This window comes from Rhizobium sp. LC145 (genome assembly GCF_001005825.1).
Classification (GTDB): Bacteria; Pseudomonadota; Alphaproteobacteria; order Rhizobiales; family Rhizobiaceae; genus Neorhizobium.
In genome coordinates, this window is record NZ_LBHV01000003.1 from 22785 (window position 1) to 43243 (window position 20459).

Annotated in this window: 18 protein-coding genes; 3 read left to right on the forward strand and 15 right to left on the reverse strand. The window is 63.6% G+C overall.

The window, feature by feature from the left end:
* Positions 1 to 101: 101 nt before the first annotated feature.
* On the forward strand, positions 102 to 1235 hold the full coding sequence (locus YH62_RS08430; RefSeq protein ID WP_046794290.1) for an ROK family transcriptional regulator: 1134 nt from the start codon (positions 102 to 104) through the stop codon (positions 1233 to 1235).
* Positions 1236 to 1243: 8 nt separating this feature from the next.
* Complete coding sequence (locus YH62_RS08435; RefSeq protein ID WP_046793772.1) at positions 1244 to 2686, forward strand: M81 family metallopeptidase; 1443 nt, start codon at positions 1244 to 1246, stop codon at positions 2684 to 2686.
* Between the two features lie 19 nt (positions 2687 to 2705).
* On the opposite strand, the gene YH62_RS08440 is transcribed toward YH62_RS08435, so the two are convergent.
* Genes YH62_RS08440 through YH62_RS08450 form a run of 3 tightly spaced genes read right to left on the reverse strand, consistent with a single transcriptional unit; the run spans position 2706 to position 5404 of the window.
* On the reverse strand, positions 2706 to 3680 hold the full coding sequence (locus YH62_RS08440) for a beta-xylosidase (protein WP_046793773.1): 975 nt from the start codon (positions 3678 to 3680) through the stop codon (positions 2706 to 2708).
* Between the two features lie 24 nt (positions 3681 to 3704).
* Positions 3705 to 4304 carry a histidine phosphatase family protein gene (locus tag YH62_RS08445; RefSeq protein ID WP_046793774.1) on the reverse strand — a complete coding sequence of 200 codons (600 nt, stop codon included), beginning with the start codon at positions 4302 to 4304 and terminating at the stop codon, positions 3705 to 3707.
* Positions 4301 to 5404, reverse strand: a complete 1104-nt coding sequence (locus YH62_RS08450; protein ID WP_046794291.1) for an inositol-3-phosphate synthase — start codon at positions 5402 to 5404, stop codon at positions 4301 to 4303. Before YH62_RS08450 ends, YH62_RS08445 begins: the two co-directional genes overlap by 4 nt.
* A gap of 122 nt (positions 5405 to 5526) precedes the next feature.
* On the opposite strand from YH62_RS08450, the gene YH62_RS08455 reads away from it, so the two are divergent.
* Positions 5527 to 7335, forward strand: coding sequence for a hypothetical protein (locus YH62_RS08455; RefSeq protein ID WP_046793775.1), 1809 nt, complete (start codon positions 5527 to 5529; stop codon positions 7333 to 7335).
* 379 nt (positions 7336 to 7714) lie between these two features.
* Here YH62_RS08455 and YH62_RS08460 read toward each other — a convergent pair whose 3' ends face one another.
* The 12 genes from YH62_RS08460 to YH62_RS08515 form a co-directional block, all read right to left on the reverse strand.
* Positions 7715 to 8407, reverse strand: a complete 693-nt coding sequence (locus YH62_RS08460; RefSeq protein WP_046793776.1) for a response regulator transcription factor — start codon at positions 8405 to 8407, stop codon at positions 7715 to 7717.
* Entirely contained in the window at positions 8404 to 11103 is a 2700-nt protein-coding gene (locus YH62_RS08465) for a sensor histidine kinase KdpD (protein WP_046793777.1), read from the reverse strand. The genes YH62_RS08460 and YH62_RS08465 overlap by 4 nt, the downstream gene beginning before the upstream one ends.
* 65 nt (positions 11104 to 11168) lie before the next feature.
* Positions 11169 to 11735, reverse strand: a complete 567-nt coding sequence (kdpC, locus tag YH62_RS08470; RefSeq protein ID WP_046793778.1) for a potassium-transporting ATPase subunit KdpC — start codon at positions 11733 to 11735, stop codon at positions 11169 to 11171.
* A 12-nt stretch (positions 11736 to 11747) separates the two neighbouring features.
* The gene (kdpB, locus tag YH62_RS08475; protein ID WP_046793779.1) at positions 11748 to 13802 is read right to left on the reverse strand and encodes a potassium-transporting ATPase subunit KdpB; all 2055 of its coding nucleotides are present in this window, start codon (positions 13800 to 13802) and stop codon (positions 11748 to 11750) included.
* A gap of 49 nt (positions 13803 to 13851) precedes the next feature.
* On the reverse strand, positions 13852 to 15555 hold the full coding sequence (gene kdpA, locus YH62_RS08480) for a potassium-transporting ATPase subunit KdpA (protein WP_046793780.1): 1704 nt from the start codon (positions 15553 to 15555) through the stop codon (positions 13852 to 13854).
* Between the two features lie 36 nt (positions 15556 to 15591).
* Positions 15592 to 15681 (reverse strand): K(+)-transporting ATPase subunit F, encoded by a 90-nt coding sequence (locus YH62_RS08485; RefSeq protein WP_046793781.1) that lies wholly within the window; start codon positions 15679 to 15681, stop codon positions 15592 to 15594.
* A 13-nt stretch (positions 15682 to 15694) separates the two neighbouring features.
* Complete coding sequence (locus YH62_RS08490; RefSeq protein ID WP_137326575.1) at positions 15695 to 15889, reverse strand: hypothetical protein; 195 nt, start codon at positions 15887 to 15889, stop codon at positions 15695 to 15697.
* A 75-nt stretch (positions 15890 to 15964) separates the two neighbouring features.
* Positions 15965 to 17059 (reverse strand): aminotransferase class V-fold PLP-dependent enzyme, encoded by a 1095-nt coding sequence (locus YH62_RS08495; protein WP_046793783.1) that lies wholly within the window; start codon positions 17057 to 17059, stop codon positions 15965 to 15967.
* Positions 17049 to 17852 carry an ATP-binding cassette domain-containing protein gene (locus YH62_RS08500; RefSeq protein ID WP_046793784.1) on the reverse strand — a complete coding sequence of 268 codons (804 nt, stop codon included), beginning with the start codon at positions 17850 to 17852 and terminating at the stop codon, positions 17049 to 17051. Before YH62_RS08500 ends, YH62_RS08495 begins: the two co-directional genes overlap by 11 nt.
* Positions 17849 to 18640 carry an ABC transporter ATP-binding protein gene (locus YH62_RS08505; protein WP_046793785.1) on the reverse strand — a complete coding sequence of 264 codons (792 nt, stop codon included), beginning with the start codon at positions 18638 to 18640 and terminating at the stop codon, positions 17849 to 17851. Before YH62_RS08505 ends, YH62_RS08500 begins: the two co-directional genes overlap by 4 nt.
* Positions 18637 to 19470 (reverse strand): ABC transporter permease, encoded by an 834-nt coding sequence (locus YH62_RS08510; protein ID WP_046793786.1) that lies wholly within the window; start codon positions 19468 to 19470, stop codon positions 18637 to 18639. The genes YH62_RS08505 and YH62_RS08510 overlap by 4 nt, the downstream gene beginning before the upstream one ends.
* Entirely contained in the window at positions 19467 to 20456 is a 990-nt protein-coding gene (locus YH62_RS08515) for an ABC transporter permease (RefSeq protein WP_046793787.1), read from the reverse strand. Before YH62_RS08515 ends, YH62_RS08510 begins: the two co-directional genes overlap by 4 nt.
* Positions 20457 to 20459: the final 3 nt, after the last annotated feature.

Consider the following 20459-nt stretch of genomic DNA (forward strand, 5'->3'; position numbering starts at 1 on the left):
TGCCGCCTTAGATCATTTTTTATAGTTATTGCCGTTGATTTGTTCATTTTCTGAACTTAGTGTCAAGCACTTCCAAATCCCGGATACCGCCCTTGAACGCGATGCTCACTTCCTCCCAACGCCAGTTGTTGCGCGTCATCAGCGAGTCCGGCCCGCTCAGCCGCACCGAGATGGCCAATATTCTGGGTTTGAGCAAAGGGGCCATGAGCGGTCTCGCCCGCGACCTGCTCGATCGCGGCGTGCTGCACGAGACGGAAACGATCTATGGTCAGGGGCGACCTTCCATACGGCTCGACCTGCATCCGGAATGCGCGTTCTTCGTCGGCGTCTCGCTCCTCGAAGATCCGGCTCCGATGATTCTCGGTGATCTCAACGGCGGCATCATCGCAAGATGCGCGATGCCGCTCTCGCGGGATCCGGAAGTGATTGCCAATGCGATTGCGGAAGGCCTGCCGGCTCTGCTCGGGAGCCGGCCCGACGCGAAGGAAAAGCTTTCCGGCATTGGCGTAGCGCTTTCCGGCTTCGTCGACGAGACCCAGGCGAACTGCGTGAAATCAACGTTGCTCGGCTGGCAGGACGTTCCGCTGGCCAGGATCATCCGTGAACGGACGGGCATCGAAACCTTCATCGAGAACGATGCGAAGGCAGTCGCGGTCAGCGAGAAGCTCTTCGGTAGCGCCCGCGAGGTCCAGAACTTCAGCGTCGTCTCGCTGGGCGACGGCATAGGCTGCGCCCATTTCATCGAGGGTAGGCTCTACCGCGGCAATCACGGCGGCGCGGGCGAGATCGCCCATTGCACCATCGAGCCCGGCGGCGCGCCCTGTCGCTGCGGCAAGCGCGGCTGCCTCGATACGGTCGCCTCGATGAAGGCGATCAAGGAAATGTCGCGGGCCGAGGGACTGGAATGCACATCCCTTTCCGATATCGAACACCAGGCATCGGCCGGCAATGCGGCGGCCATCCGCATCCTCCACCGGGCGGGTTCGGCGCTCGGCCTCGCGATCGCGCATCTGATCCAGATGAACGACCCGGGCCTCATCCTCATCACCCATCTCGAAGGCTCCTTCGATGGATTGTTCGGCACGGTGGTGCAGCAAGCCGTCGAAATGAACGTGTTGCCCCGATATGCAGGCCAGACGCCGATCCGCATCAAGCGCGTCGATAGCGACATCTGGGCACGCGGCGCGGCCAGCATCGCAGCCCACAACTTTCTGATCGGCCCCAACGTGAATTGAGGTTTCCCATGCGCATCGCCGTCGGCGGCATCCATATCGAATGCAGCACCTACAACCCGGTCCTCAACGAAGAGAAGGACTTTCGCGTGGTGCGCGGCGAGGAGCTGACGGCGTCGCCCTATTTCGCTTTCCTCAAGGATTATGAAGCGGAATTCCTGCCCACCATTCATGCTCGCGCCATTGCCGGCGGTCCGGTATCGCGCTCCACCTATGAGCGTTTCAAGGCGGAGTTCCTGGAGCGCCTGAAGCCGCTCCTTCCGCTGGACGGGCTCTATCTCGCCATGCACGGCGCCATGTATGTGCAGGGCATGGAGGATGCCGAGGGTGACTGGATCACCGCCGCCCGCGATCTGGTCGGACCGGACTGCACCGTTTCGGCGAGCTACGACCTGCACGGCAATGTCAGCCAGCGCATCATCGACGCTCTGGACATGTATTCCACCTATCGCACCGCGCCGCATATTGATGTGGAGGAGACGATGCGCCGCTCGGTCTCCATGTTGGTGAAGAGCCTGAAGACCGGCGTAAAGCCGATCCTCGTCTGGGCGCCCATTCCTGTCGTCCTGCCGGGCGAGCGCACCAGCACGGTCGATGAGCCGGCAAAGAGCCTCTATGCGATGATGCCGGAGATCGATGCGCTCGAAGGCGTCTGGGACGCGTCCCTGATGGTCGGCTATGTCTGGGCCGATGAACCGCGTGCGACGGCAGCCGCGATCATGACCGGCACGAACCGGGCGGTCCTGGAGCGGGAGGCGAGGCGCGTCGCACAAGCCTATTGGGATGCGCGCGAGAAATTCGTCTTCGGCTGCGAGACCGGATCGATCGAGAAATGCGTGGAGAGGGCGATCGCCAGCAGGACCGCGCCGGTGGTGCTGGCCGAATCCGGCGACAATCCGACGGGCGGCGGTGTCGGCGACCGCGCGGAAGTGCTGGCGGAGCTGATAGCGAGGAAAGCGCAGGGCGTCGTCTTCGCAGGCATTGCCGACAGGGCAGCAACCGATGCCTGCTATGCCGCCGGCATTGGCGCCGAACTCGATCTTTCGATCGGCGCTTCTCTCGATACGATCGGAAGCAGGCCGGTGAAGACCCTTGCTCGGGTCAAGTTCCTGCACGAAACCACCGATCCGGCCGACCGTCAGGCCGTGGTCGTCATCGGCGGCATCGAGCTGGTGCTCTCGGCCAAGCGCCGGCCCTATCACAACATCGCCGATTTCACCCGGCTCGGCCTCGATCCGCACCACGCCAGGATCATCGTCGTGAAATCCGGCTACCTCTCGCCGGAACTCGCGCTGATCGCCAATCCGAACCTGATGGCGCTTTCACCGGGCGTCGTCGACCAGTTCGTCGAGCGGCTGGAGCGGCACCGCAAGCTGCGCCAGACCTATCCGTTCGACAAGGATTTCGCTTTCAAGCCGCAGGTTTTCCTTTCGGCTCGCTCCGCCGGGCGCTGAGGGGCGGGATCAGGCTCACTTATCTGCTGCCGAAGGTCGGCGAGGTTTCCAGTGCGAGCGGCCGGACGGCGGAGCGGCTACCGCCGCGAGCCGGCCTTTCGGTCTGCCGCGGAGCGTAGCGCTCCACCATTTCGCTGCAGAAGGCCGCAAATTCCTCCGGCACGAAAGGCGGGCTCGTATGATGCGCGCCGATGCCGCGATGTTCCGGCGTGAAGCAGAAGGTGACCGTCACGTCGAAATCCTCGAGCGCGCGCATCTGGCGGTCGAACCAGTCGAGTGCATTGGGGCGGAACCGGTCGGCCCATGAAAGGCCGGTGCGGACGGATTTGACTCCGAGCCGCTTCATCCAGTTCACGGCATCCGTAAGCCTCGGGTCCTCGAAGTGGAACCATTGCACGAGGCCTAATTCCGGCGTGTGCCTGACGAATTCATCGAAGGCCGGTTTCGGCGTACCGTCCTCCCGCAGAAGGCCCATGTAGTAGTGGCGATAGTAGGAGGAGCCTTCGGCCTCCCGGTGGCGCGTCGTCGCTTCCCAGGCGCGGGGGAGATCATAGAGGCTGTACCACTGGCAGCGCTCCACCTTGCCCTTCAGCAGCTCGGCGGTGCGCTTCAGCCCCCAGAGCTGCACCTCTTCCGCGCCGAAGGTCGATACGCCGACCTCGCTCACCCAGACCGGCAGGTCAGTTACAGCCCTGATTTCATCGATCTTGGCCGGCCATTCGTGGATCTGCCAGAGGTTCCAGTCGAGCGGAAAACCGTGAACAGCCACGGCATCGAGATGGTCGAGCACACCGAAATCGCGCATTCGCGTTATGAAATGCGGATCGATTGGCGAGATTCCGCCAAGGACCCGGATCAGATCGGGATTCTTCGCGCCGATCGCATCGGCGGCGAGCATGGCCATGCGGGCAAACTGGCTCCAGTCCGGGTCAAGTTCCGGGTCCCAGTGCGATTTGTTGTTCGGTTCGTTCCAGATCATCGTGGCTTCGATCATGCGTTTTCTCCAGGATCCTGGGTTTCATGCAATCGTCTCGTTGAGGGTCAGAACTTTCGCGCCCCAGTGACCGGCCGCAATGCTGGTAACCGAGGCGGGCGCGATATCGAACCTCGGCCAGGCGTCGATCGGCAGGCCCAACACATGGCTCACCGCCGCTTTGATGACATCGGCATGCGAAACCAACACTAGTCTCCCGCCGCCATCGCCGGCAGCAAGGGTTGCGATCAGCTCCAGCGCCCGGCGCTGCACGTCCAGCATGGTTTCGCCACCCGGCGTGCGGGCAAGACTGCGGATCGTATTCCACCGGCGCCATGAGGGGTCCGCATCGAGCGTCTCGAAGGTCTTGCCGGACCAGTCGCCGAAATTCACCTCGTCCAGCGCGTCCGTGATCTCCGGCTCGCCGAGCCCGCAGGCCGTCGCGATGGCTACGGCCGTTTCCCGCGTACGCTCGCGGGGGCTCGTGTGAACCGCACTGATCTTTTCCCGCTGCATCCTTTGCCCCAGGCGCCGGGCCTGCTCCTTGCCGGCCGCCCCGAGCGTGATGCCTTCCTTCCGCCCGGCCAGAAAGCGCCCGACATCGTCATGGGCGGCATGGCGGACCAGGAAGAACGTCACCGTCATTCGGCCGCCCCGCGCAGGATATCTTCCTGATCGTCGATGAAATTCTGCGTCCTCCGTCGCGCCTCGTGATCGGTGAATTGCTGCGGCGGCGACTTCATGAAATAGCTGGATGGGCCCGTCAGCACGCCGCCCACGCCGCGGTCGAGCGCGAGTTTCGCGCAGCGTACGGCGTCTATGACCACGCCGGCCGAATTGGGAGAATCCCACACCTCGAGCTTGAGCTCCGCATTCAACGGAACACCGCCGAAGGTGGTTCCCTCGAGGCGGATATAGGCCCATTTCCTGTCGGCGAGCCAGGGCACATGGTCGCTCGGCCCCACATGCACATCATCGGGCGGCAAGGGAACATCGAGCTGACTGGTGACCGATTGAGTCTTGGAAATCTTCTTCGATTCCAGCCGCTCGCGCTCCAGCATGTTGAGGAAATCCGTATTGCCGCCGAAATTGAGCTGGTAGGTGCGGTCTACCCGCACGCCGCGCTCGCGGAAGAGATTGACGAGCATTCGATGGACGATGGTGGCGCCCACCTGGCTCTTGATGTCGTCGCCGATGACCGGCAGGCCGCGCGCGGCGAACTTCCTCTGCCATTCCGGTTTTGAGGCGATGAAGACCGGAATGCAGTTGATGAAGGCGCAGCCGGCGGCGAGCGCCTGTTCGGCATACCATTTGGTCGCCTCTTCGGAGCCGACCGGCAGATAGGAAACGAGCACGTCCGTGCGTGTCCGTCGCAGGATTTCGGCCACATCCGCTTCCGGTTCGGCCGCTTCCTCGATCTCGTCCCTGAGATATTTGCCGATCCCGTCGAGCGTCCTGCCGCGTTTCACGGCAACGCCGGTCGGCGCGACATCGGCAAACCGCTTCGTGTTGTTCGGCTTGGCATAGATGGCTTCCGCCACGTCGCGCCCCACCTTGGACGCGGCGACGTCGAAGGCGGCGGAAATCTCTATGTCGCTCACCTGATAGCCGCCGAGATCGACATGCATGAGGCCTGGAACCGGCTCGTTGTCCTGGACGTTACGGTAATAGGTCAGGCCCTGGACCAGCGAGGAAGCGCAGTTTCCCACTCCGACCAGGCCGACGCGAATGGAACTCGAAACCATCTTTTTCTCCAGCATCTACAAAGCCTGCGAACAAACCGCGGCGCCATGTGTTCCAGGAAAACTTCATTTTCCCGGAGTTGCGGCAAGAAGGCTGGCTTCAGGCTTGAAAGGGAGAAATGTCGATGCTGGTCTATGGCGACCTCGAACGTGTCGAACGATCGGCCGTGATGCGCGGGGAGATCGCCGAGACGCTTGCCGGTTGCTTGCGGATGCCTCCCGGCAGGCCGCGCCATGAGGCACTGGTGAACGCTTTCATCGCCACGGGAGAACTGGTCCAGGGACTGGCGGATCGGGAGTTTGCCGAAAAGGGCGTGGATGATCTTTCGTTTGTCCAGGAGACGGGCGCGAAACTTCTTCACGCGCAGGCCGGAGCCATCATGCAGTCGTGGCGGAGCGGCTTTGCCGGCGAACTGTCGCTGCCCCGGCAATGGCCGGACCTGCTGCAGGAATTGGAGTGCGCCGAACCGCTGCGCGTGAAGCGGGGAGAAGGCTATGCCTTCTATGCCCTTTATCCGGAAAGCTATATCGAGGCGGCGTCGAGGTCGGGATTGACTGCTCGGACTATCGTGATCGGGCTTCGCAGCATCGGTGCAGGTCTTGCCGCGCTCGTGGCCGCCGCCCTCGGCTCCGGGCCAGCCTGGTCGCTGCGTCCGTCAGGCCACCCCTTCGACCGGCGCCTGCGGGTCGCGCCGGCGCTTGCTAAACGCATTCTGGGTGAGGGGGACCGCGATTTCGCGATCGTTGACGAGGGACCTGGCCTCTCGGGAAGCTCCTTCGGCAGCGTCGCGGATTGGCTGCAGGCCAATGGCGTGCCCGCCGGCCGGATACATTTCTTTCCCAGCCATCCGGGCGATCCCGGTCCACGGGCAAGCGCGGCGCATCGAAAGTTCTGGAGGGAGCGCCCCCGTCACCACGTTTCGATGGACGAGCTGATTATCGATACGCGGGAGCCCGCTCACCGCCTTTCGACCTGGGTGGCCGATCTCGTTGGCGCCAGGAAAAGATCCTGGCAGGATCTCTCCGGCGGTGCCTGGCGCGCGCTACGCCATCCCGACGAGCGGTTTTGGCCGCCGAGCCACATGCAGATGGAAAAGCGGAAATTCCTGATGCGGGCGGATGACGGGAACTGGCTCGTCAAATATGCCGGTCTTGGTGGGAGCGACAAAGAGAAGACGCGTCGGGGCGCCCTCCTGCACGAAGCCGGTTTCACGCCGGAAGTGGCCGGCACCTGCCACGGTTTCCTGGTAGAGAAATGGGTCGATGGGACCCCGCTGAGCATGATCGCCATACCACAAGGGCAGCTCATCGATCATCTTGGCCATTATCTCGGCTTTCGTGCGCGTCATCTTGCTCCACCCGGTAGAGGTGCGTCGCCCGAGGAGCTGTGTCGTATGGCGGTTTTCAATACCAGCGAGGCGCTCGGCGAAGACGCGGCGGAAAGGCTTAGACAGCAGATTGGTCCCGTTGGGAGGTTTTCCCGCCGGCTTCGCCGGGTCGATACGGATAATCGGCTTCACGCCTGGGAATGGCTGATGACCGGCGACGGCCGGCTGGTGAAGACGGATGCGCTCGACCACAATGCCGCGCACGATCTCGTCGGCTGCCAGGATATCGCCTGGGATGTCGCCGCCGCCGGCGTCGAGTTCGATCTTTCCGGCGCGGAGCGGGATCGGCTCGCCGCGGCCATCGCGCAGCAGACGGATTGCGATCTGCGTAAAGACGTCCTCACGTTCTTCGAAGCCTGCTACCTGGCCTTCCAGATCGGCCTCTGGTCAGGCGCGTTCGCCTCCGCCGACGGCCTCGAGAAAGCAAGGCTGGGGGCGCTGGTGGAACGCTATGCCGTCCGTCTGCGGAAACTGCTCGAAGTCACGGACTGTCAGGGCGAAGTCGGCTCCCCAATGCAAGCAGGGATTTTCGGCCTACCCGGATGAACGGAAGCGAAGTCAATGCCTGGATGTCAACTTGCGTTGTCGTTTCAGGCTTCTGATAGCCGCCCGTATCAGCTTCACTGATCGGTGCCCCACGCCTCTCAGTTTCAGCAACTCCCCGTCCGTGAGTTCGGATGCTTCGCTCAGGCGGCGAATGCCGTTGGCCTCAAGCGATCGGGCGACCCATTGAGGAAGACAGTTGGTCAGCAGGGGATCTAAAGGGCCATCCGGCTCGCTTTCCAATCCCGTTCGAGACGATTGCGGCATGGCAATTCACGGATTCACCGTTCAAGGTCGAGGGTCGAACCTCGTGAATCGTCCGCTGTTCCAGGGACTCCGTTAAATCTTTCGGGAAGCGATGCCTTCCATTTATCGTAGCCGGCTAAATTCCTTCCCGAAGCCTATAGCCGACGCCGGTTTCGGTGAGGATGTATTGCGGCTGATCGGGTGTCTTCTCGATCTTCTGGCGAAGCTGGCGCACATAGACACGCAGGTACTGCACGTCGGTGAGCCCGTCCCAGACGTGCTCCAGCAGGAAACGGTGCGTCAGTACCTTGCCTGCATGCTGCACGAGAATGCGCAGGATTTCGTATTCCTTCGGCGAGAGCTTCACCTCCTCGCCCGCCACCTTCACGATGCGCTTGACGAGATCGACGGAAAGCTCGCCGGTCTGGAAAATCGGCTTTTCGCCGTGGCTTTGCAGCCGGTGCCGGAGCGCGACGCGGATGCGGGCCACGAGCTCGTTCATGCCGAAAGGCTTGGTCACGTAGTCGTCGGCTCCGAGTTCGAGCGCTCTGACGATACCCGCCTCGTCGGTACGGCTTGAGAGGATGACGATCGGCAGATCGATGCCGTCGCGGCGCCATTTCTCAAGCAGATCGTGACCCGCCATGTCGGGGAGCCCGAGATCGAGCAGGACCAGGTCCGGCTTGTCCGTTTCTACGAGTTCTGCCGCGACCTTGGCGTTCATCGCCTCGCTGATGGCATAGCCCTGCGTGGAGAGGCCCACGCGCAGCAACTTCCGGATCGGCGGTTCGTCGTCGATTATAAGAATGCGGACGGCGGAATTGGTCATTCGTCTTCTCCCATTGTCGGCGCTTCGCGAGGCACCGGCATGCGGATGGTGAAAATTGCGCCCGAGCGGTCCGGTCGGTTGGAGGCCTTGATCGTGCCGCCCATGGCCTCGATGAAGCCACGGCAGATGGAAAGGCCGAGTCCGGTGCCGGCTCGCACGTGATCCCCCTTTCGAACCCTGTAAAAGCTGTCGAACACACGTTCGAGGTCGCCGGACGGAATGCCTGGCCCCTCGTCGGAGATCGAAAGCAGCAGGCTGTCTCCGTCCCGCCAGGCGCGGATATCGATCCGCGTTTCGTCGGGTGCGTATTTGGCGGCATTGTCGATGAGATTGAACAGAACCTGCTCGAACAGAACCGGATCGACCCTCAGCATCGGCAGATCGGCGGGAGCATCTACATGGACCCTGTGCCTCGCGGCGATCTTCGACGCTCGTCCGAGTGCGGTGCCCACGATATCGCCAACGAAGTGGAAGGCGTAGTTCGGCTGCATGGCGCCCGCGCCGAGGCGCGTCATGTCGAGCAGGTTGGAAATGAAGCGATTGAGCCGCTCGGATTCGTCGATGACGGTCGAGAGCAGCTCTGCCCGCGCCTCTTGGGGAATGTCCGGGCCGAAATCCTTGAGCGTTCCCGCCGAACCCATGATCGCCGCAAGCGGCGTCTTGAGATCATGCGAGATCGAGGTCAGGAGCGCGGTGCGCAGCCGGTCGGTCTCGGCGGCGAGCTTCGCCTTGTCGATGTCGGAAACGAGCTGAACGCGCTCGATCGCAAGCGCTGCCTGGTCCGCCAGCGCGTCGAAGAGGCGCTGCTGCTCCGGCGTGAGCAGCGGACCCTGCCTGTCGTTGTCCAGACCGATGACCCCGACCGCCTCGCGCCCCGTGCGCAGCGGCAGGTAAAGGCGTTTCGCCCCCGGCAGCGTGTCGGCCGCTCGTCCGGCGGGCCGGTTGTGCTGCCATGCCCAGTTGGCGGCTGCGATGTCGGCGTCGGCCAGGGTGTCGTCCGGCGGATAGCCGGCCTTGACGGCGATCGTGCCATTTTCGGGAAGCAGGATGACGACCCTGACCTTCAGCATCGAGGCGATCTGGAAGGCTGCCGCCCAAAGCACGTCGTCCAGCGTGCCGGTGCTCGCGAGCTTCTTGGAGAAGAGGTAGAGATCTTCGGTAGTGCGAGCCCGCTGCCGGGCCGCGGCGGCCTGGCGCTGCACGGCGGCCGTCAGATTGCTCGCCACGACCGCCACCCCGAGAAAGAATGCCAGTGCCACGACGCTTTCTGGGTCGCGCACGGTGAAGGTATAGCGCGGCTCCAGGAAGAAGAAGTTGAAGGAGAGGGCGCCGATGAGCGACGCGAAGGGGCCGGGCCCCAAACCGCCCCGCACGGAAGCCGCCAGTACCGCCATCAAGAAAACCAGCGCGAGGTTCTGCACGTCCAGCGCCTGATCGAGCGCGATGCCGGCGATGAGTGCAAGGCCGACGAAGACGGCGCTGCGGATATAGGGCCTGATCCTTACCGGCCGAGGTTTTGCAGTCTTCACGCCGCCGCGCGGCTCCTCCGTCGCATCGCCCGAGATCACGTGGACGCTGATGTCCCCGGCATAGCGGATGAGGTCGTCGGTTACGGTGCTTTGCCAGATACGCCACCAGGCTCGTCTTCGCGGCCTGCCGACGACGACATGGGTGAAGTTGTTGGCATTGGCATAGGCGATGATCTCGCGCGAAATGCGCAATGCAGGAAGCGTCACCGTTTCGGCGCCGAGCTGTTCGGCAAGCCGCATATTGGCGGCGAGCCGGTCTTTCTCCTCGTCCGGCAGGCTGATCGCCTGCGGAGTTTCGAGATGCAGCACCGCCCAGGGGGCACGTAGCCGGTCGGCCTGCCGTTTGCCATAGCGCACCAGCCCCGCGCTGCCTCTGCCGTGGTCGAGGCAGACGAGCACCCGCTCGCCCGCCGCCCAGGGGCCGGGAATGGCATGCGCCTGCATGTGGTTGAGAAGCTGCTCGTCCACCCGCTGCGCGGTGCGGCGCAGCGCCAGTTCGCGAAGCGCCGTCAGGTTGCCGGGTGAAAAATAGTTCTCGATGGCGCGGCGGGCAGTCGCCGGCACATAGACCTTGCCTTCCTTCAGCCGCTTGAGGAGATCATCCGGCGTGATGTCGATGATCTCGACGTCATCGGCCCTATCGATGATCGAATCTGGCACAGTCTCGCGCACCCGGATGCGGGTGATCTGCGCGACCACGTCGTTGAGGCTTTCGACGTGCTGGATGTTGAGCGTGGAATAGACGTCGATCCCCTGGGCGAGGATCTCCTGCACGTCCATGTAGCGCTTGGGGTGGCGGCTTCCCGTGGCATTGGTGTGGGCGAGCTCATCCACCAGCACCAGTGCCGGCCGACGTGCGAGGATGGCATCGAGGTCCATCTCGTCGATCTGCTGGCCTCGATAGTCGATCTTCTTGCGTGGGATGATCTCGAAACCGTCGACAAGGGCTTCGGTTTCTCTCCGGCCATGGGTTTCCACCACGCCGATGACCACGTCGATGCCGTCGGCCTGGCGCGCGCGCCCGGATATCAGCATCTCGTAGGTCTTGCCCACTCCCGGAGCTGCGCCGAGAAAAATCTTCAGGCGGCCGCGACCTTCGCGCTCGGCATTTTCCAGAAGCGCGTCCGGCGAAGGCCGGTTTTCCATGTCGCGGTTGTCATCGGGCATAGGCAGGTTCTCTCCCGAACGGGAATGCAGCGGCCGGCAAAATGCCGCCCGCTGCCCATTTCAAGTCAGGGATTGGCTTCGTCAAGCGCCAGGTTCAACGCCAACACGTTGACCACAGGTTCGCCGAGCAGGCCGAATTGCCGATCCTCCACATGAGCATCGACCAGCGCGCGCACCGCCGGCTCGTTCATGCCCCGCGCCTTGGCGACGCGCGAAACCTGGAAATAGGCGGCTTCGGGTGAGATGTCCGGGTCGAGCCCGCTGCCGGAAGTGGTAACGAGATCGATCGGCACCGTTGCATTCGGGTTTTCGGCCTTCAATGCCTCGGCATCCGTTTTGATGCGCTCGATCAGCTTCGGGTTCGTCGGGCCGAGGTTGGAGCCGCTGGAGGCGGCGGCGTTATACCCGTCGCCGGCGGCCGATGGGCGACCGTGGAAATAGCGTTCGCCGGTAAAGGCCTGGCCAATCAAGGCCGAGCCAACCACCTGGCCATCCCGCTCGATCAGGCTGCCGTTCGCCTTTTCGGGAAAGAGCGCCTGGGCGATACCCGTCATGCCGAGAGGGTAGACGAGGCCGGTGATGACGGTGAGGGCGACCAGTAGGACGATCGCGGGTCTCAATTGTTTCAGCATGGGAACTGCTCCTTATGCGAGGCCAAGGGCGGTGATGGCCATGTCGATGGCTTTGATGCCGATGAAGGGCACGATCACGCCGCCGAGGCCGTAGATGGCAAGATTGCGGGAGAGGAGGGCGCCGGCACCGATCGCTCGGTATTTGACGCCTTTCAGCGAGAGCGGGATCAGCGCCACGATGATCAGCGCGTTGAAGATGATCGCTGAAAGAATGGCGCTCTGGGGTGTCGAAAGCCCCATGATGTTCAAGACGCCGAGCTGCGGATAGAAGGCGAGGAACATGGCGGGGATGATCGCGAAATATTTGGCGATGTCGTTGGCGATCGAGAAGGTCGTCAGCGCGCCGCGGGTCATCAGGAGCTGCTTGCCGATCTCGACGATTTCGATGAGCTTTGTCGGATCGCTGTCGAGATCAACCATATTGCCGGCTTCGCGAGCGGCCACAGTGCCGGTGTTCATGGCGACGCCGACATCTGCCTGGGCAAGCGCGGGGGCATCGTTCGTGCCGTCACCGCACATGGCTACCAGCTTGCCCTTGGCCTGCTCTTCGCGGATCAGCGAAAGCTTGTTTTCGGGCGTAGCCTGAGCGAGGAAATCATCGACGCCCGCTTCGGCGGCGATTGCTGCGGCCGTCATCGGATTGTCGCCGGTGATCATAACAGTGCGGATGCCCATGCGGCGCAGCTCCGCAAAGCGTTCGCGAATGCCGCCCTTGACGATATCCTTGAGATGGATGATGCCGAGCAGGCGCCCGTCGCGCACCACGGCAAGCGGGGTGCCGCCCGACTTGGCGATGTCCTCGGCAATTCCCTGTGCTTCACGGATGGCGTCGCTGCTGGTCGCGGCAGCGTTCGACCGGATGTAGTTCAACACCGCATCCACCGCGCCCTTGCGGATCGAGGAACCCTCGAGATCAACGCCGCTCATGCGGCTCTGCGCGGTGAAGGGAATGAAGGTCGCGTGCAGGCTCTGCATGTCGCGGGCGCGGATGCCGTATTTCTCCTTGGCAAGCACGGTTATCGAACGGCCTTCCGGCGTTTCGTCGGCAAGCGAGGCGAGCTGGGCGGCATCGGCCAGTTCCTCGGCAGTCACGCCGGGCACCGGGCGGAACTCGGTCGCCTGGCGGTTGCCGAGCGTGATCGTGCCGGTCTTGTCGAGGAGAAGCGTATCGACGTCGCCCGCCGCTTCCACGGCGCGGCCGGACATGGCGAGCACGTTGAAACGCACCAGCCGGTCCATGCCGGCAATGCCGATCGCTGAAAGAAGCGCACCGATCGTGGTCGGGATCAGCGTCACGAAGAGCGCGACGAGGACGGTGACCGGGATATAGCCGCCGGCATAAGAGGCGAAGCTCGGGATCGTCGCGGTGGCGATGACAAAGATCAGCGTCATGCCGGCAAGCAGGATGTTGAGGGCGATCTCGTTCGGCGTCTTCTGGCGTTCCGCGCCTTCGACGAGCGCGATCATCCGGTCGATGAAAGTAGAGCCGGCGGCGGCCGTGATGCGCACCCGAACCCAGTCGGAAAGCACCTGCGTGCCGCCGGTGACGGCCGAGCGGTCGCCGCCCGATTCGCGGATGACGGGAGCGGATTCGCCGGTGATCGCCGCCTCGTTGACCGAAGCGATGCCTTCGATCACTTCGCCATCGGAGGGGATGATGTCGCCGGCCTCGACCAGCACGACATCACCGACCTTCAGGCTGGTGCCTGGCACCAGCTTGAAGTCGCGGCCATTGCCGTTGAGAAGTTTGGCCTGGGTTTCGGTGCGGGTCTTGCGCAGCGATTCCGCCTGCGCCTTGCCACGCCCCTCGGCCACCGCTTCCGCGAAGTTGGCGAAGAGCACCGTGAACCACAGCCAGATGACGATCTGAAAGGAGAAGCCGATATCGGCTCCCCCGGTCACCACATCCCTGATGAGCAGGATCGTGGAAAGAGCGGAAACGACGGCGACCACGAAGATCACCGGATTGCGGGCCAGGCTCTTGGGATTGAGCTTGGCGAATGCGCCGCCGATGGCTGGCACGAGGATGCGGGCATCCATGATGCTCGCGGATTTGGACTGGCTCATGACGAGGCTCCAGTATGGGTGTTCTTGTTAGGCAAGCCGGGGCAGGACATCAGAAGGTCTGCCCCCCGAGCATCGCCAGGTGTTCGACGATCGGGCCAAGCGCGAGCGCCGGGAAGAATTCCAGGCCGCCCATGATGACGATCACGCCGAGAAGCAGGGCGACGAAGAGCGGTCCGTGTGTCGGGAAGGTGCCCGCCGATTCCGGCGCGGCCTTTTTCGTAACCAGCGAACCGGCAAGTGCCATGGCAGGCACGATGATCAGGAAACGGCCGGCGAGCATCGTCAGCCCCAGCGTGACGTTGTACCAGGGCGTGTTGCCGGTGAGCCCTCCAAAGGCCGAGCCGTTGTTGGCGGCCGCCGAGACATAGGCGTAGAGGATCTCGGAGAAGCCGTGCGGACCGGGATTGGCGATCGAGGCCACCGCATTCGGCAGCACCACGGCGACCGCGGTAAAGCCCAGCATGAAGAGCGGCAGGCAGAGAAGCGCCAGCATCGCCATCTTCACTTCCTTTGCCTCGATCTTCTTGCCGAGATATTCCGGCGTGCGGCCGACCATCAGGCCGGCAACGAAGATCGCCACCACGACGAAGAGCAGGATGCCATAGAAACCTGCGCCCACGCCGCCGATGATGATTTCGCCGAGCATCATGTTGATGAGCGGGATCATGCCGCCGAGCGCCATGAAGCTGTCATGCATGGCATTGACCGCGCCGCAGGAGGCTGCCGTGGTGATGACGGCGAAGAGGGCGGAAAGCGGTATGCCGAAACGCGCCTCCTTGCCTTCCATGTTACCGCCGTCGATGCCGAGCGCGTGGACGAGCGGGTTGCCCGCAGCTTCCGCCCAGTAGCAGACGGTGACGCCGGCCAGGAACAGGATGCCCATGGTGGCGAAGATCGCCCAGCCTTGTTTCTCGTTACCGACCATGCGGCCGAAGACGTTGGTGAGTGCCGCGCCGATCGCGAAGATCGACACCATGTGGATGAGGTTGGTGAGCGCCGTCGGGTTCTCGAAAGGGTGAGCCGCATTGGCATTGAAGAAGCCGCCGCCATTGGTGCCGAGATGCTTGATCATCATCTGCGAGGCGACGGGGCCTTGCGCGATCGTCTGCTGCGCGCCCTCGAGCGTGGTCGCGACGGTATAGGGGTTGAGGTTCTGCGGAACGCCCTGCCAGACCAGCACCAGCGTGCCGATGACGCAGATGGGCAGGAGGATGTAGAGTGTGCAGCGGGTGAGATCGACCCAGAAGTTGCCGAGCGTCTGTACCGATTTGCGCGCAAAGGCGCGGATCAGCGCCATGGCGATTGCCACGCCGGTCGCGGCCGACAGGAAGTTCTGCACGTTGAGCCCGAGCATCTGCGTCAGGTACGACATCGTGCTTTCGCCGCCGTAGTTCTGCCAGTTGGTGTTCGAGACGAAGCTGGCAGCGGTGTTGAAGGCGAGGTCTGAGGGCAAGCCGCTCATACCGGCCGGGTTGAAAGGCAGGCCGCCCTGCAGCCGCTGGAGGGCGTAAAGAAGGAAGAATCCGGCTAAATTGAAGAGCAGGAGGGCGACGGTATAGGTCGTCCAGTGCTGCTCCTCACGTTCGCCGGTGCCGGCAAGCCCATAGAGGCCGCGCTCGATCGGGCGGAGAAGCGGCGAGAGAAGCGTGCGCTCGCCGTTGAAGACGCGCGTCATGTAGCCGCCGAGCGGCTTCGCGAGCGCGATGATGATCCCGCAATAGAGAAGGATCTGGAACCATCCGTTGAGTGTCATGGGATGAGCCTTCGAAATGTTGAGTCGATCCGGCGGTCAGAACCGCTCGGGGCGGACCAGCGCATAGGTGAGATAGACGAGGAGGAAGAGCGTGACGGCGCCGCCGAGGAGATATTCGAGAAGCATTTTATGGCTCCTCTCACAGTGCGTCGCAGGCGTGTGTGTAGGCGAGGAACAGGGCGAAGCTGACGACACCCATTCCGATCATGATCACGTCCATTTTGATGGCTCCTTGCATGGATCGAGTGAACCAGGACCGCTCCGGAAACGGCGGCATGCCGATGCGGCCGCCGGAGATCCGGCAGCGCTCGTCCTGGATTTCAGCAGGAAACATGGGCCCGAACCGCATAAAGGTTCGAGAGAGCCCGCATGGGAAAGAAATAAAAATCCTATAGGAATTTGTGTGGGACTACCCGCCGTAGAAGCCGGTGACCGCGTCCGAGGCAGCGGCGATATCCGCAGGCAGCCCTTGGGCCCGCAATGCCATGCCATAGGCCAAGACATTTGCGAGCACGATCTCTAGGCGGGCGCGCCGACCAGTGTGATTGAGCCGCACGAGCCGTCCCGCACCCGGCCCCACGCCCGCCGTCAGCGCAGCCCCGAAGCCGTCCGCCGCTTTCAGCAAACCGTCCATATCCGCGCTTTCCGGCAGCTTCACCGTCGTGACGAGATGCGAGCCGCGCCCTGCCGCGGCCCAGGGTTCGGCGCCAAGCGCCAGCAGACCGGCGCGGCTTGCCGCCGCTGCCTGCGCATGTCTTGCGAGGACATTTTCCAACCCCTCCGCCTCGATGCGATCAAGAGCGGCTTCGAGCGCGAAGAACTCCATGGACGAAGGTGTGCCGGGCAGGGCGCCGCGGCCTTCTTCGATCCAGTCCCTCTGGTCGAGAAGGGAAAGGACTGAATTTCGCGGCGCGCCGTTTCTTGCGACGAATTCCCATGCCTTCCGGCTTACGGAAACGGCCGAGAGTCCTGCCGGTCCCGCAAGTGATTTCTGTGGGCCGATGACGGCAATGTCGATGCCGAGCGCATCGACATCGAGCGGGTGGCCGCCGATGGAAGCCACGGCGTCCACCACGGTGAGGATGCCTCTTTGCCGGGCGAGCGAAAGAATATCTTCCAGCGGATTGAGAATGCCGCTTGCCGATTCCGCATGCACCAGGGAGAGCACACGTATATCCGGATTGGTCTCCAGGGCCGCCGCAACCGTGGAAGCCTCGATCGGCTTTGCCGGCTCGGCCATGATATCGATGACCGAGGCTTCGCCTCGCCGCAGCCAGCCCCCGAACCATCCGCCATAGGGGCTGGTGACGATGTTGGCCGCCCTGAGGCCAGGTCTTGCGAGGCTGGCGGCGACGGCCTCCAGCGCCACGATGGCTTCCGCCTGGATGAGAACCACATCGCTCCCCGTACCGAGAAGCCGGGCGATCCGATCGGCAATGGACGCATAGCGATCTGCCGAAAAGGCCGGCAGATCGTTCAGGAGGTTCCATAAGTCAGAAGCCATGTTCCGCCTGTCCTTCCTGGCGTGCGATGATGAGACGCGGGACGGCCGCAATCAGGGCCTTGGCCGCCGGCGAGCTCGGCGCATCGATGATCTGCCGCGGGGGGGCCGTTTCGACGAGCTTGCCGGCATCCATCACCGCGATCCTGTGTGAAACCGCGCGCAGAACCGCAAGATCATGCGATACGAAGAGATAGGCGATGCCGCGCTCCTCCTGCAATGCGACGAGCAGCTCAAGGATCTTGCCGCGTACGGAAACGTCGAGGGCGGAAACCGCCTCGTCCAGCACGATCAGGGAAGGATGCGTGGCAATGGCGCGCGCAATCGCCACCCTCTGCCGTTGGCCGCCGGAGAGCTCGCGGATCGAACGGGCGGAATAGGCCAGCGGCAGACCGACCCGGTCGAGAAGGGAGGCGATCTCACGGGGCCGTTCGCTTTTTGCCACCACATTGTGGATGCGCAGCGGATCGTCGATCACCGAGGCCACCGTCGCTTGCGGATTGAAGGCGCTGAGCACATCCTGGAATACCATCTGCATGCGCGCGCGCCGCCAGCGCAACTCGCGGCCGGAATGTGCAAGCCAATCCTCCCCTTCGAAGCGGATCGATCCCGCATCCGGGTGGATGAGGCGAAGAAGTACGCGGGCCAGCGTCGATTTTCCGCTGCCGGAAGCGCCGGCAAGGCCGAGTGTCTCGCCGGCTCTCAACGTGAGGGAAACGTCGTCCAGCGCAGCGACCTCTCGATCGCGAGAGAGGAAGCGTTTCGACAAGTTCTTGATCGTCAGCAGCTCGGTCATGCGGAGCGCCTTTTCCGGATCAGCGGCGGGCTCCGCAAATCGAGATGGCTTCCGATCAGCATGCGCGTATAGGCCTCGCGCGGCTCGGCCAGCACCGCCTGCGCCGCCCCCTCTTCCACGATGTCGCCGTCCTTGAAGATCGCAAGCCGGTCCGCAAAGCCGGAGGCAAGCGCGATATCGTGGGTGATGAAGAGCATCGTCGTGCCGGCCTCAAGCACCAGCTCGTCGAGCAGCTTCACGATCTCGGCCTGCACCACCATGTCGAGCGCGCTGGTCGCCTCGTCGGCGATCAGGAAGGCCGGCTTGCAGATGACGGCCGCGGCGATCGCCACGCGCTGGCGCTGCCCGCCGGAAAGCTGGTGCGGAAAGGCCTTCAGCGCCTTTTCCGGCTGCGGGATGCGCACGCGCTCCAGCATCTCCAATGCCCGGGCATAGGCATCCCTCCAGGCGAGGCCGAGATGCCGAGCCGCACTTTCGGCCACCTGCTCGCCGATCGTCAGCACCGGGTTGAGGCTTGCAGAAGGGTCCTGGAAGACGAAGCCGAGATCGCGGCCGGGTACCGGCCGTTGCCCCCGCGAGGGCCAGATGATTTCGCCGGCTATGCGCGCGCCACTGGGCAGCAGGCCGGCGAGTGCGCGCGCAAGCGTGCTTTTCCCCGAACCGCTTTCGCCGATGACGGCGAGCCTCTCGCCTGGCATGATGTCGAGGTCGATATTCTTCAAGGCGAGCGTCTGTTGTCCGGGATAAAGCACCGAAAGCCCGCGTATCTGGCAAAGCGGCGCGCTCATCTCATCCGTATCCCATGGCCGGAGATGGCTTTGCTCAAGCCTTCGCTGAACAGATAGACGCCGACGACCGTCACCACCAGCGCGATGCCGGGGAAGATCGAGAGCCAGGGCGAGGAACGCAGGACGTTGCGGCCTTCCGCGATCATTGAACCCCAAGTCACGACGTTCGGATCGCCGAGGCCGAGGAAGGAAAGCGCGGCTTCCGTGAGGATGGCGGAGGCGACGATGATGGCCGCAAGCGCCAGTACCGGCGGCAGGGCATTCGGAAGGATCTCCTTGAATGCTATTTCGACCGGATGCATGCCGACGACGCGCGCGGAGGCGACGTAATCCTGTTCACGGATCGTCAAAACCTGCGCCCGCGTCAGCCGGGCGGGATCGGCCCAGGCGCCGAGCGCGATCGCTAGCACGACGACCGGCACGGATGGACCGATGACGCTGACGAAGGCGAGCGCCAGCAGGAAGCTCGGCACGATCTGGAAGGCATCGACTACCCGCATCAGCGCCTCGTCCGCCAATCCGCCGGCAAAACCGGCCGCGAGCCCTACACACAACCCGAGCGCCAGCGCCGCCAGTGCGGCGGCGATCCCCACCGCAAGCGATGTCCGTGTGCCGTGTATGATGCCGGCCAGGACATCGCGTCCGAGCCTGTCGGTGCCGAGCGGAAAGGCTGGATCAGTGAAGGGAGCCAGCAGCGGACGGCCGGCAATGCTCAAGGGATCGCCGGGCGAAAGCAGCGGCGCGAGAATGGCCGCAATCGCGAGCACGGTCAGGATGAGAAGGCCGCCGATACCTTCGGGCGTGCGCAGAAATCTCCCCGTGACCGTCATGTGCCGGCCTCCGAGGAGCCCACGCGCGGGTCGAGCGCGGCATAGAGAATGTCGGTGAGGAGATTGACGCAGATGACCAGCACGGCGCTAACGAGAATGATCCCCATGAGGAGGGGTGCATCGCGGCCGCTCACCGCCTCCTGCGCCAGCCGCCCGAAGCCGGGGATCGCGAAGATGCTTTCGATCACCACGCTGCCGCCGAGCATGGCCGCCGATTGCAGGCCCAGCATGGTGACGAGCGGCAGGAGCGCGTTGCGGGCCACGTGGCGTAGCACGATCCTTGCTCGCGAAAGCCCTTTGGCGCGGGCGAAAAGTACGAAGTCCAGAGGCCAGATCTCCGCCATTCCTGCCCGCATGACACGCAGGAAGAGCGCGAGATAGATAAGAGAAAGAGCGCCGACCGGCAGCACGAGATGGGCCGCTATGTCGGCCGCCCGTGCAAGGCCGGTCTTTCCCGAGGCGATGGTTTCGATGCCGGAGGTCGGCAGCCAGCGGAGCTGAACCGCAAAGATTATGCTGAGCACCAGGCCGAGCCAGAAACTCGGAATGGCGTAGAGCACCAGCGATCCCGTGGAAAGCAGCCGGTCGCGGAAGCTTTCCGGCCTTGCCCCCGCGAGAATGCCGAGTGCCGAGCCCAGCCCGAAGGAAAGTGCCGTGGCGCTTCCCATCAGCAGTAACGTGTTGGGCAAGCGTTCGAGAATGAGGTCGAGAACCGGACGGTCGAAAGCGACCGACCAACCGAGATCGAGCATTGCCAGCGAGGAGAGATAGAGCCAGAGCCGCGCCCACATCGATTGGTCGAGCCCATAGGCCTGCCGCAGCGATTGCGTGAGCGCCGCATCCCCGCCGCCGATCGACAGCAGATAGGCATCGACCGCATCGCCGGACGCTTGCTCCAAGAGCAGAAAAGTCAACGCCACCACGATCAGCAACACGGGAATGCTGCTCGATGCGCGGCGCCTGATCAATCGGAGTGCACGCTTCACGCC

Bases quoted from the DNA above. Each gene is read 5' to 3' on its own strand.
- YH62_RS08490 (WP_137326575.1), bottom strand. From the start codon at position 15,889: ATGTTTCCTGCTGAAATCCAGGACGAGCGCTGCCGGATCTCCGGCGGC.
- YH62_RS08510 (WP_046793786.1), bottom strand. From the start codon at position 19,470: ATGACGGTCACGGGGAGATTTCTGCGCACGCCCGAAGGTATCGGCGGC.
- YH62_RS08505 (WP_046793785.1), bottom strand. From the start codon at position 18,640: ATGAGCGCGCCGCTTTGCCAGATACGCGGGCTTTCGGTGCTTTATCCC.
- YH62_RS08495 (WP_046793783.1), bottom strand. From the start codon at position 17,059: ATGGCTTCTGACTTATGGAACCTCCTGAACGATCTGCCGGCCTTTTCG.
- YH62_RS08445 (WP_046793774.1), bottom strand. From the start codon at position 4,304: ATGACGGTGACGTTCTTCCTGGTCCGCCATGCCGCCCATGACGATGTC.
- YH62_RS08465 (WP_046793777.1), bottom strand. From the start codon at position 11,103: ATGCCCGATGACAACCGCGACATGGAAAACCGGCCTTCGCCGGACGCG.
- YH62_RS08450 (WP_046794291.1), bottom strand. From the start codon at position 5,404: ATGGTTTCGAGTTCCATTCGCGTCGGCCTGGTCGGAGTGGGAAACTGC.
- kdpA (WP_046793780.1), bottom strand. From the start codon at position 15,555: ATGACACTCAACGGATGGTTCCAGATCCTTCTCTATTGCGGGATCATC.
- YH62_RS08435 (WP_046793772.1), top strand. From the start codon at position 1,244: ATGCGCATCGCCGTCGGCGGCATCCATATCGAATGCAGCACCTACAAC.
- YH62_RS08500 (WP_046793784.1), bottom strand. From the start codon at position 17,852: ATGACCGAGCTGCTGACGATCAAGAACTTGTCGAAACGCTTCCTCTCT.
- YH62_RS08440 (WP_046793773.1), bottom strand. From the start codon at position 3,680: ATGATCGAAGCCACGATGATCTGGAACGAACCGAACAACAAATCGCAC.
- kdpB (WP_046793779.1), bottom strand. From the start codon at position 13,802: ATGAGCCAGTCCAAATCCGCGAGCATCATGGATGCCCGCATCCTCGTG.
- kdpC (WP_046793778.1), bottom strand. From the start codon at position 11,735: ATGCTGAAACAATTGAGACCCGCGATCGTCCTACTGGTCGCCCTCACC.
- YH62_RS08460 (WP_046793776.1), bottom strand. From the start codon at position 8,407: ATGACCAATTCCGCCGTCCGCATTCTTATAATCGACGACGAACCGCCG.
- YH62_RS08430 (WP_046794290.1), top strand. From the start codon at position 102: ATGCTCACTTCCTCCCAACGCCAGTTGTTGCGCGTCATCAGCGAGTCC.
- YH62_RS08455 (WP_046793775.1), top strand. From the start codon at position 5,527: ATGCTGGTCTATGGCGACCTCGAACGTGTCGAACGATCGGCCGTGATG.
- YH62_RS08485 (WP_046793781.1), bottom strand. From the start codon at position 15,681: ATGCTTCTCGAATATCTCCTCGGCGGCGCCGTCACGCTCTTCCTCCTC.